Origin of the sequence: Thermococcus sp. ES12 (assembly GCF_012027515.1) — an archaeon.
In the GTDB taxonomy this organism is placed as follows: domain Archaea; phylum Methanobacteriota_B; class Thermococci; order Thermococcales; family Thermococcaceae; genus Thermococcus; species Thermococcus barossii.
Genome location: NZ_SNUP01000069.1, coordinates 1 through 448 on the forward strand (window position 1 = coordinate 1; position 448 = coordinate 448).

At 37.5% G+C, this 448-nt stretch carries 1 protein-coding gene; it reads left to right on the plus strand.

Translation table 11 applies throughout. The annotated features are described in order from the left end of the window. Nucleotide 1 precedes the first annotated feature (1 nt). A partial coding sequence (locus E3E37_RS11080; RefSeq protein ID WP_371731719.1) for an ArsR/SmtB family transcription factor occupies nt 2–448 on the plus strand: 447 nt, incomplete at its 3' end.

Consider the following 448-nt stretch of genomic DNA (forward strand, 5'->3'; position numbering starts at 1 on the left):
TGTGGAATTTGAGACTATTAGTGTTGATGATGAAAAAGCTAAGGAGCTTGCTCAAATATTGATGAATGAGAAATCTCTGGCCATTCTGAGACTTCTTCAGGAGAAAACGCTCTCACTTTCTGAAATTGCTCGAGAGCTAGATCTTCCCCTTTCAACGGTCTCATATCATATTGATAAAATGATCAAAGTAGGATTAGTCGAGGTTGTAGGTAAAAAGTATGGAAAAAGACTGCAGGAAGTTAAACTTTATCGTGCATCCCCAAGGCCGATACTTCTTCTCCCAAGAAAAATATCTGTGAAGGATAGAATATTGAGAACTTTTGAGAAAATTCAAGTTATTAGTTTGAGTATTGCAGGTTTAATTGCTTATGGGGTTTACAAGTTCTCGAAAGTCCTCTTGACTCCAATGAAAGCTGGTTCAAAGTTTGCACAAGAGTATGCTGTTCAG